This is a genomic window from Frankia gtarii (assembly GCF_025403375.1).
In the GTDB taxonomy this organism is placed as follows: Bacteria; Actinomycetota; Actinomycetes; order Frankiales; family Frankiaceae; genus Frankia; species Frankia gtarii.
Map to the genome: position 1 here is coordinate 17422 of NZ_JAMPTM010000071.1, position 9661 is coordinate 27082.

The 9661-nt window shown below is 72.8% G+C and carries 6 protein-coding genes; 3 read left to right on the forward strand and 3 right to left on the reverse strand.

Translation table 11 applies throughout. The features are described 5' to 3' along the window. Positions 1 to 39: 39 nt before the first annotated feature. Positions 40 to 1263: a hypothetical protein gene (locus tag NBZ83_RS13020; RefSeq protein WP_261568392.1), complete on the reverse strand. Its 1224-nt coding sequence runs from the start codon at positions 1261 to 1263 to the stop codon at positions 40 to 42. A gap of 474 nt (positions 1264 to 1737) precedes the next feature. On the opposite strand from NBZ83_RS13020, the gene NBZ83_RS13025 reads away from it, so the two are divergent. After that, a complete protein-coding gene (locus NBZ83_RS13025; RefSeq protein WP_261568391.1) occupies positions 1738 to 2109 on the forward strand; it encodes a hypothetical protein in 372 nt (123 codons plus the stop codon). A gap of 179 nt (positions 2110 to 2288) precedes the next feature. Then, positions 2289 to 3392 carry an amidohydrolase family protein gene (locus NBZ83_RS13030; protein ID WP_261575018.1) on the forward strand — a complete coding sequence of 368 codons (1104 nt, stop codon included), beginning with the start codon at positions 2289 to 2291 and terminating at the stop codon, positions 3390 to 3392. A 311-nt stretch (positions 3393 to 3703) separates the two neighbouring features. On the opposite strand, the gene cds1 is transcribed toward NBZ83_RS13030, so the two are convergent. Beyond that, entirely contained in the window at positions 3704 to 4843 is a 1140-nt protein-coding gene (gene cds1, locus NBZ83_RS13035; RefSeq protein WP_261575019.1) for an L-cysteine desulfhydrase Cds1, read from the reverse strand. 167 nt (positions 4844 to 5010) lie between these two features. After that, on the reverse strand, positions 5011 to 6039 hold the full coding sequence (locus NBZ83_RS13040; RefSeq protein WP_261575020.1) for a CAP domain-containing protein: 1029 nt from the start codon (positions 6037 to 6039) through the stop codon (positions 5011 to 5013). A gap of 555 nt (positions 6040 to 6594) precedes the next feature. Between NBZ83_RS13040 and NBZ83_RS13045 the strand changes: the two genes are divergently transcribed. Further along, positions 6595 to 9660 (forward strand): ABC transporter permease subunit, encoded by a 3066-nt coding sequence (locus NBZ83_RS13045; RefSeq protein WP_261568384.1) that lies wholly within the window; start codon positions 6595 to 6597, stop codon positions 9658 to 9660. Position 9661: the final 1 nt, after the last annotated feature.

The window sequence follows — 9661 nt, forward strand, 5'->3', positions numbered from 1 at the left end:
CGCCGGTGGGCGATGACGGTCGCTGTCAGACGATGACGCTCACTGATAGGTGATGAGGTCCGGTGGGGGCGTGAGGGTCAGCGTCTCCGCCGGACTGAACATGTTCGTGTCCTCGTCGAGGAAAAGCTTGAACCCGGTGAAGAACGGCGCCCGGGCTGCCAGCAGCGCGTACTTGTCGAGTTTGTCCTGACGGACGCCGAAGCCGTCGATATGGAAGACGGTGGCGAGTTCCGACCGGGCCGCGATCGCCGTCCGGTCGGGCAGCATCGATTCAGTGAACTGATGTATCACGAATAGTTTCTGTGGCAGGTTGTGCGCGTGGCTGACGCCGGCGAGCCAGGCCGAGACCTCGTTCAGCCCGGCCGCGTCACTGCTGCCGATCTGGCGGCCGGGAACCTGGTCCGGCCCCATCTTCCATTCCGGGTCGAGGGCGAGCCCGACGTCCGGTTCCTGCAGGAACCGCTCGTACCGACGCGCCTGGTCGAGGAAGCGCCCGCGCCCGGGCTGCAGATCGAGGATGAGCAGCATCCGGTGTGTCCGGGCAGCGGCGAGGTAGGGCTCGACGGCCTCCGGGGACAGCGCGGAGCTGTACAGCCCATCCGCTCCGGGTGAGGCCGACGCGACGGTCGTGATGAGCTCCATCGCCGGCTGCACCGGCCGGCCGCCGGCGGCGAAGGGCGCCGCAGCCGCGAGCACACGCTGTGCCGCCTGCTCGGGCGTCCCCTCGCCGAGTACGCCGAGCGCGCCGCCGCCCACCGAGCCGTAGTGCGCCACGATCCGATAGTGCGGCAGCAGCGTGCGACCGCCCATCGGGAGCTGCGGGGCGCCCGCGCCCCCGGCCGCGGGCCGTCCGGGCTCGTCGCCGTGGCCGACCACACCGGGCGCGGGCATCGATCCCGCCCGACCGGCGGCGTCACCCCGACCGGCGGCGTCACCCTGGCCCGTCGGGCTGGTCGCCGCGGCTGGCCCGGTCGGGTTGGCAGCGTCGGCAGGGGCGCGCCGGGCCGCAGCGGCCTGCTGCGCGGTGTCCCCGGGCTGCGAGCCGCATCCAGCCCAGAGCAACGTGGCGAGCAGGAGTAGGACCGAGACGGCCGTCCGCAGCGTGCCTCGCGGGCTGGACCGACGGCCCGCCGGCCGGGCCTCGCTCAGCCGCGTGTCGTCCCGCCGTGTGCTGTCCCGCGTGTCGTCCCGCCGCTCGTTGTCCGGCCGCTCGTCGGATCGCCGAAGCCTGTCCCGGTGCCATGTCGCTCGGTGATCGGCCATGCCGCCGCTCCTACCCCACGCAACACCGGATCATGGCGCCCGGGCAGGGGGATTTCCGCTACCGCCCAAGCGGATCGGCGGCATCGGCGGCACGACCGGCCGTGCCTGCCGCGGGCGGGACGGCCCTCCCGATCGACCTTCTGTCGTCCGGACACCATCATCCTAATGATTGTTCGATGCCTACCCAAAGATATCCGCTCGTTAAATTAAGTTGTTAGGGCTTCTTTTCGGGTCGAGGTGGCGGTTGTCGGTGGATGTGGTCTCTCTGTCCGCGGACGTACCTTTTTCGTTCAGCCTCGTGCGTTCCGGTCGCGGCCGATTAAAGTTGGACGAGCAGTCGTAGATCGGGCGGTTCGAAGTCTGCGAGGGACTGTGATGCGGGGACGATTGTCGACGCGCGGCTCGCGTGAGCAGGCGTCGATGCACACGGGCGGCGGCGAGGCTGCCGTTCACCTCGACAACGCGGGAGGCGATATGAACAGTGTCGATATAGCGCTGAAAGAGTCACTGGAGATCGGAGGGGCGCTCGGGGCGGCCCTCGTCGATTTCACCAGCGGCATGACCCTCGGCACGGTGGGTAACGCGCACACTCTCGACCTGGAGGTGGCCGCGGCCGGGAACACCGAGGTCATCCGGGCGAAGCTGCGGACCATGGAGAGCCTCGGCCTCCAGGACACCATCGAGGACATCCTGATCACGCTCGGCCGTCAGTACCATCTGATCCGCCTGTTGCAGAGTCATTCCGGCCGCGGCCTGTTCCTCTACCTGGTGCTGGACAAGGGGCGGGCGAACCTCGCCCTGGCCCGCCACCGTCTGCGCGCCATCGAGACCCAGCTCGACGTCTGAGGCCGGCACCGCCGTCCCAGCCTCGGCGCGCCCCGTGCCCGGTCTTGGTTTGGGGTGTGCCGGGGTGTGCCGTCGGCGTCGGAAAAGAGCAGACTGGGCCCGATGGAGGGGCCGGAGGCGAACATGAGGACAGCGGCCGGTACCGGGCTGGCCGTTCCCGAGGCGAGGGCGACGGCGCGATGGTGACGAGTCAGCCGACCCTGCGGATTCGGGGCACGGTGCTGGTCGGGCCGGAGGAGGTCCGCGACGAGCTGTGGGTCGTCGATGGTCGGGTCAGCTTCACTGCGCCCGTCGGCATCGCGGCCCGGGACGTGCGTACAGTGTCCGGCTGGGTGCTGCCCGGTCTGGTCGACGCGCACTGTCACGTCGGCCTCGACGCGGGCGGTGCCGTGGACCGGCCGACCGCGCAGGAGCAGATCATCGCCGACCGCGCCGCCGGCGCGTTGCTGCTGCGCGACGCCGGCTCCCCGGCCGACACCCGGTGGGTCGACGACCGCGATGACCTGCCCCGGCTGGTGCGCGCCGGCCGGCACATCGCCCGTCCCCGCCGCTACATCCGCAACTATGCGGCTGAGGTCTCCCCGGACGGCCTCGTCGCCGAGGTCGTCACCCAGGCCGGCCGCGGCGACGGCTGGGTCAAGCTCGTCGGCGACTGGATCGACCGCGGCGTCGGGGACCTCGCCCCCTGCTGGCCCGCCGACGCCGCGAAGGCGGCGATCGACGCGGCCCACGCGGCCGGCGCCCGGGTGACCGCCCACTGCTTCGCCGAGGATTCGCTCGCCGACCTCGTCGAGGCGGGCATCGACTGCATCGAGCACGCCACCGGGCTCACCGAGGACACGATTCCGTTGTTCGCCGCGCGGGGGGTCGCGATCGTCCCGACCCTGGTCAACATCGCCACCTTCGAGGGCATCGCCCGCGGCGCCGAGGAGAAGTTCCCCGCCTACGCCCGGCACATGCGGGCCCTGCACGCCCGTCGGTACGACACGGTGCGGGCCGCCCACGACGCCGGGATCCCCATCTACGTCGGCACCGACGCCGGGGGCAGCCTGCCGCACGGGCTGGTCGCCGCCGAGGTCGCCGAGCTGCGCCGCGCCGGCCTGCCGGCACAGGCCGCCCTGTCCGCGGCCACCTGGTCGGCCCGTGCCTGGCTCGGCCATCCGGCGCTCACCGAGGGTGCCCCCGCCGACCTCGTCGTCTACCCCGCCGACCCGCGCGCCGACGTCGGCGTCCTCGCCGCGCCCGACCTCATCGTCCTGCGCGGCCACCCCGTCGCCCGCTGAACCTCAGCGTTCTCGTGACCCCAGGTAGCCGTCCACGAGCCCTGCCTGCGCCGAACGACCACTGCCGCCAGCCCAGCCCGCCCTCGTGGTTTCCGACCAGACCGAGGCCAGACCGAGGCCAGACCGAGGCCAGATCGTGCCGAGGTCTGAACACGGCTCCGCGGCCGAAAAGCGTAATTACCCCTTGGCGCGATTCTGTGCACAGATGATCACGGAAAGATGCGAAGGGTGTGGTGGCCAGTAGGTACACCGAGCCCGGACCCAGTCGTCCAGGTGGTCAGGCCGGTTGGGTGGTCAGGCCGGTTGGGTGGTCAGGCCGGTTGGGCGGTCGTCAGGTGGACTGGGTGGTCAGGTTGGTTGGGTGATGAGGTGGGCCAGGTGGCGGTGTCGACGGCGCGGCGCAGGAACTCGGCGCTGGGGCGGGGGTTGATGCCGGTGGCGGCGAGCCAGGCGGGGGAGTAGTAGGTGTCGGTGTAGCGGTCGCCTCCGTCACAGATCAGGGTGACAATGCTGCCCCGGCGGTCGGCGGCGACGAGTTCGCAGGCGAGCTGGATGGCGCCCCACAGGTTCGTGCCGGTCGAGGCGCCGGCCCGCCGGCCGGTGAGCGCGTGCAGGAACTGCATGGCGGCGATGGACGCGGCGTCCGGGACGCTGATCATCCGGTCGACGACGTCGGGCAGGAAGCTCGGTTCGACCTGCGGGCGGCCGATCCCCTCGATGCGGGAGTTCGCCCCCGCCGCCTGCGGGTCGCCGGTGGACCAGCTTCGGTGGAACGCCGACCCCTCCGGGTCGACCACGCACAGGGCGGAATCGTGCTGGCGGTAGCGCAGGTAGCGGCCGATCGTCGCGCTGGTCCCGCCGGTGCCGGCACCGACGACGACCCACGCCGGCACGGGATGGCGTTCCAGTGCCATCTGACTGAAGATCGACTCGGCGATGTTGTTGTTGCCGCGCCAGTCCGTGGCGCGCTCCGCGTAGGTGAACTGGTCCATGTAGTGGCCGCCGGTCGCGGCGGCCAGCCGGTGCGCCTCCGGGTAGACCATGGCCGCGTCGGAGACCAGATGGCAGCGGCCCTGCTCCCGTTCGATCAGGGCGATCTTCTGGACGCTCGTCGACGCGGGCATGACGGCGATGAAGGGGAGCCCGAGCATGCGCGCGAAGTACGCCTCCGAGATCGCGGTGGATCCCGACGACGCCTCCACGATCGTGGTCCCCTCCTGGATCCAGCCGTTGCACAGTCCGTACAGAAACAGCGACCGCGCCAGCCGGTGCTTCAACGAGCCGGTGGGATGGGTCGACTCGTCCTTCAGGTAGACGTCGACGCCCCGGTCGTCCGGCCACAGCCGAAGGGGGAACAGATGCGTGTCAGCGGACCTGTTGGTGTCCGCCTCGATGAGGTGGATGGCCTCCCGGATCCACGGCCGATCCTGCCCACGGGATACGACGCTCATACGCGTTATGCAACCTCGTCGGGGCGCGAGCCGAGAGGAGTTACGGACAGTGCTGGATGCGTTCGCCGCTCGATGAGGCGCCGCTCGACGAGGCGCCGGCCGGTGGGTCCGGTGGGTCCGGTGGTTCGGTGGGCCGGTACCGCCCCCCAGGACCGGTCGAGGCCGGCTCAGAGCTGGACGCCGAAGACCTGCGTCCAGTAGCTGCCGTACTCTCCGCCGGTGGCGTGCCCGATACCGATCTGGCGTAGCTGCGGGATGAGGATGTTCGCCCGGTGGCCGGGGCTCTGCATCCAGCCGGCGACGACCTCCTCGGCCGTGGTCTGGCCGGCGGCGATGTTCTCGGCGACGCGGGCGTAGCGGTAGCCCAGGTCCGTGACCCGGTCGGACACGGTGCGGCCGTCCGGGCTGGTGTGGGCGAAGAAGCCACGTGCCGCCATGTCCCGGCAGTGCCCCTCGGCGGCGGCGGCCAGCCTCGCGTCGACGGCGAGCGGCGCGAGGCCCTCCCGGCCGCGTTCGACGTTGGTCAGCGTGACGACGTCGGCCAGCATCGCCGCGAGCTCGCTGCCGCCGAGTGACCCGGCGCCGGGCGAGCCGCCGCCCGCCGAGCCGCCGTCGGGAGCCTGCGGGGGCAGCTCGGTCGGTGCCGGGCGCGGGGCGGCTGCGGGCAGGCTGGCGAGTGCCGGGTCGACACGGTGTCGGTCGGCGGCGCCCGAGCTGTCGTCGTCGACGTCCACGCCGAAGTCGCGGGCGAGGCCGGCGAGGCCGTCGGCGTACCCCTGGCCGACGGCGCGGACCTTCCACTCCGATCCCCGGCGGTAGATCTCGATCAGGGTGACCACGGTCTCGCTGGTCAGCGGCGGCGGGGTGAAGTGGGCGCTGAGCTTGCCGCGCCGGTCGTGCAGGGTGACGACGGGCCCTGGCAGCTGGCCGAAGGGCGTCGTGCCGTCCTCGGGGCTCGCGGCGATCACGACCCGCTCGGCACCGGGCCGCAGCAGCTCCGGATCGACCATCACCTCGTCGCCACTGAGGATGACGCCGGCCGTCGCCGGCTGGTTGTAGAACACGAAGTCGTCGTCCCCGTCGACCTTGCCGTGCGCCGCGGTCACCAACGCGCACAGGTCGAACGGCCCGATCAGGCGGACCGAGACGGGGCCGCGGGGCAGCGGCGCATTCGCACCGGGCACGAGCTCTGTCATCCGTCCCACTCCCGTGGCTGTTCTGGTCGGCCGTGATTGTTCTGGTCGGCGCGGATGCGTCGCCGCCGGCCGATCGCCGGGTTCGGTCGCCGGGTTCAGGTGGGCGCCCTGCGACGGCGACGTTGTCCGCCTGTTCTAGATGTACCGGGAGAAGGGCGTGGCCACCATGCCTGGCGCCGCGGGATGCCTGGCCCGTGCCACGTCCGGGCGGGATCGCGGCCCGCCCGAGTGACATCCGTGAGCGTCCGGTTTCCATCTGTGAGACCACGATCACCCGACTTGGTCCGCCACCGGCCGTCCCGTGGGGTGCAGTGGCCGCCGCCGCCGACCGCTGATCACGCGGTGGGCTGTCTGGGCTGTTGTGGATGGTTTGCTTGTCACGCCGGCCACGCCCACCGTACCGTCTGCGTCGGTCGCCGTGATCAATGGTTTCGGCGCGTGGGTCCGTGGCGCGGTGGGCGGGAAGCCGCTCGTCGTGGCCGGGGCGGGCCGCTGGCCGCCATGAGATGAGGTAGGGCGCGCCGGTGCGTGGCGTCCGGAGCAGGGTGGGCCGCCGTGAACGACGTCATGGGCTTCGCGCTGCTCAGTCTCGGGACGGGCGCACTCTACGCGCTGGTTGCCGCGGGCGTGGTGGTGATCGCCCGCGGGGCCGGGGTGCTCAACATGGCCCAGGGCGCGCTGGTGGCGTGGGCCGCGTACGCCTTCCACGGCCTGCACGGCCCGTGGGGGCTGCCGCTGGCCCCGGCGGCGGTGCTTGCCGTGGCCTCGACGGCCGGGATCGGCGTCGGGTTCCAGCTGCTGGTGATGCGCCCGTTGCGGGATGCGACGGCGCTGTTGCGGCTGATGGCGACCCTCGGCCTGCTGATCATTCTCCAGTCGTCGCTGACGCTGATGTTCGCCGGCGCGGTGCGCACCTCCCCGACGGTGCTGCCCACCGGCACGGTCGAGCTGTTCGGCGAAGCCGTCGGCGTGGACGTGTTCGTCCGGCTCGCCGCGGTCGCCGCGCTCGTCGCGGTGGCGTGGGCGGTCTTCCGGTTCACGACGGTGGGGCTCGCCGCGACGGCGGCCACCGAGAACCCGCGCGCCGCCGCCACCTTCGGCTGGTCCGTCGACGCGATCGCCGCGGGCGCGTGGGGCGCCGGTGCCGCGCTCGCCGGGCTCGGCGGCGTCCTGCTCGCCCCGTTGCAGAACCCGCTGTCCGCGCCGAACCTGCTGCTGCTCATCGTGCCGGCGCTGGCGGTGTCGCTGGTGGCACGGTTCCAGTCGTTCCCCGGGGTGCTGCTCGGCGGGCTCGTCCTCGGCGTCATCGAGGTGGAGGCGCAGTACGAGTTCGTCGCCCACCATCCCTGGTGGCGCGGGGTCGACCGGGCGGTGCCGCTGGCGGTCATCGTCTTCTACCTGGCGGTGCGCGGCCGGGGCCTGCCCGAGCGGGGCCACCTCGCCGAGCGCCACCCGGTGCTCGGCAGCGGCCGGATCCATCCCCGCGCCCTCGCCGTCGCCGTCGCCGCGATGCTGGCAGCGGTCTGGCTGCTGCCCCGCGACTGGGTCGACGCCCTCGACGCCAACGCGCTGTGGGCACTGATCATCCTGTCCGTCGTGGTCCTAGTCGGGTTCACCGGGCAGCTTTCCTTGGCCCAGCTCGCCTTCTCCGGGATCGCAGCGTTGATCACCGGGCGGCTCGTCGCCAGCCGCGGCTGGCCGTTGGAGGCGGCGATGGCCGTCGGGGTGGCCGGCACCGCCGTCGTCGGCCTGCTGTTCGCCCTGCCCGCGCTGCGGACCCGGGGGTTGCAGCTCGCGGTGGTGACCCTCGGCCTCGGCGCGGCCGTCGACGCCCTGCTTTTCCAGCGCGGCTACCACTCCCCGCCACCCCCGGGGGACAACGCGCTCGGCTCGCTGTTCGGCGATCTCGCCTCCCCCGAGGGGACGGTTGTGGGACGCCAGCGTTTCCTCGGGGTGGCGCTGGACAAGGTGACCGACCCGCGGGGCTTCGCGACAGTGTCCGTGCTCGCCTTCATCCTGGTCGCCCTCGCGGTCGCGAACCTGCGCCGGGGCCGGGCCGGGCGACGGCTGATCGCGGTGCGGACCAACGAGCGGGCCGCCGCGGCGCTGGGCATCAGCGTCGTGGCCGCGAAGCTGTACGCGTTCGCGCTGTCCGCGGCCATCGCCGGGTTCGGTGGGGTGCTCTACGCCTTCTACGTCTACGGCGAGCGCGGCAACATCGACTACGGCGGCGGCGCGTTCGCGCCGTTCTCCTCGATCCTGCTCATCGCCTACGCGGTCGTCGGCGGGGTCGGCTGGGTGAGCGGCTCGTTCGCGGGCGCGACAATGGCCGCCGGCGCGCTGGCGACCCGCATCGGCGGCTCGGTGGGGGAGTGGCTCGGCCGGCTCGGCGCGCTGCTGCGGGTCGTCGTCGCGGCGATCGCCGGCGTGGGCGGCCTCGCCGTCGGCGCCGCGGTGGCCGACGATCGGCGTACCGGCGGCCGGCTCGCCGCGGTGCCGCGGCGCTGGCTGCCGTGGCTCGTGGCGGCGGTCGCGGCCGGGTTCGCCGCCGCCTTCGGCGGGGCCGTGCGCGACTGGCTGGCCGAGCTTGACCGGTATGTGCCGCTGATCGGCGGCATCGTCCTCGTCGTCGTGCTCTCCCGCTCCGGCGGCGGGATGGCCCCCGAGAACGCCCGCGCCGCCCGGCGGCTTCACGACCGCTACCTGCCCGGCGCGGCCGACCGCCGACGCCGCGCCGACGCCGCCCGCCTGAGCCAGGCGCTGCGGGCGGCCCCCGGCGACGCCCCGACGCTTGCTCCAGCCTCACCCGTCGTCGCCTCGCCGGGGGGCGGCTCCGTCGGCGCGGTCGAGCCGGCGGCGCTGTCGGTGCGGGGGCTGACGGTCAGCTTCGGCGCGGTGCGCGCGGTGCGCGCCGTCGACCTGCGGGTCGTTCCCGGCCAGGTGGTCGGGATGATCGGCCCGAACGGAGCGGGCAAGACGACGGTCATCGACGCGATCACCGGCTACACCCCGGCATCGGTCACCTCGATGACGCTCGGCGAGGTCCGCCTCGACCGGCTGCCCGCGCACCGGCGGGCCCGCGCAGGCATCAGCCGGTCGTTTCAGAACCTGGAGTTGTTCGACGACCTCACCGTGCTGGAGAACATCCAGGCGGCCAGCGATCGCCGCGACGCCCGCGCGTACCTCACCGATCTGGTCTTCCCGCGGTCGCGGCCGCTGCCCGGTGCGGCGATCGCCGCCGTCGACGCCTTCGGGCTGCGTGAGGATCTGCTGCGCACCGTCTCCGATCTGCCCTACGGCCGGCGCCGGCTGCTGGCCATCGCCCGGGCGGTCGCGGCCGGCCCGGCTGTGCTGCTGCTCGACGAGCCGTGCGCCGGCCTGGACGAGTCCGAGAGCGCCGAGGTCGCGGCGCTGCTGCGCCGCCTCGCCGACGACTGGGGGCTGGGCATCCTGCTCAACGAGCACGACATGGACGTGATCATGGGGGTCTGCGACCGGGTGGTCGTCCTCGACGCCGGCGAACTCATCGCCGAGGGAACGCCGGCACAGGTGGCCGCCGACCCGCGCGTGCGGGCGGCCTACCTCGGTGACGCCGAGCCGGCCTACCTCCCCCTTCCATGAC

Excerpts from the sequence above, each read along its gene's own strand:
- NBZ83_RS13020 (WP_261568392.1), bottom strand. The coding sequence starts at position 1,263 with ATGGCCGATCACCGAGCGACATGGCACCGGGACAGGCTTCGGCGATCC.
- NBZ83_RS13025 (WP_261568391.1), top strand. The coding sequence starts at position 1,738 with ATGAACAGTGTCGATATAGCGCTGAAAGAGTCACTGGAGATCGGAGGG.
- NBZ83_RS13030 (WP_261575018.1), top strand. The coding sequence starts at position 2,289 with ATGGTGACGAGTCAGCCGACCCTGCGGATTCGGGGCACGGTGCTGGTC.
- cds1 (WP_261575019.1), bottom strand. The coding sequence starts at position 4,843 with ATGAGCGTCGTATCCCGTGGGCAGGATCGGCCGTGGATCCGGGAGGCC.
- NBZ83_RS13040 (WP_261575020.1), bottom strand. The coding sequence starts at position 6,039 with ATGACAGAGCTCGTGCCCGGTGCGAATGCGCCGCTGCCCCGCGGCCCC.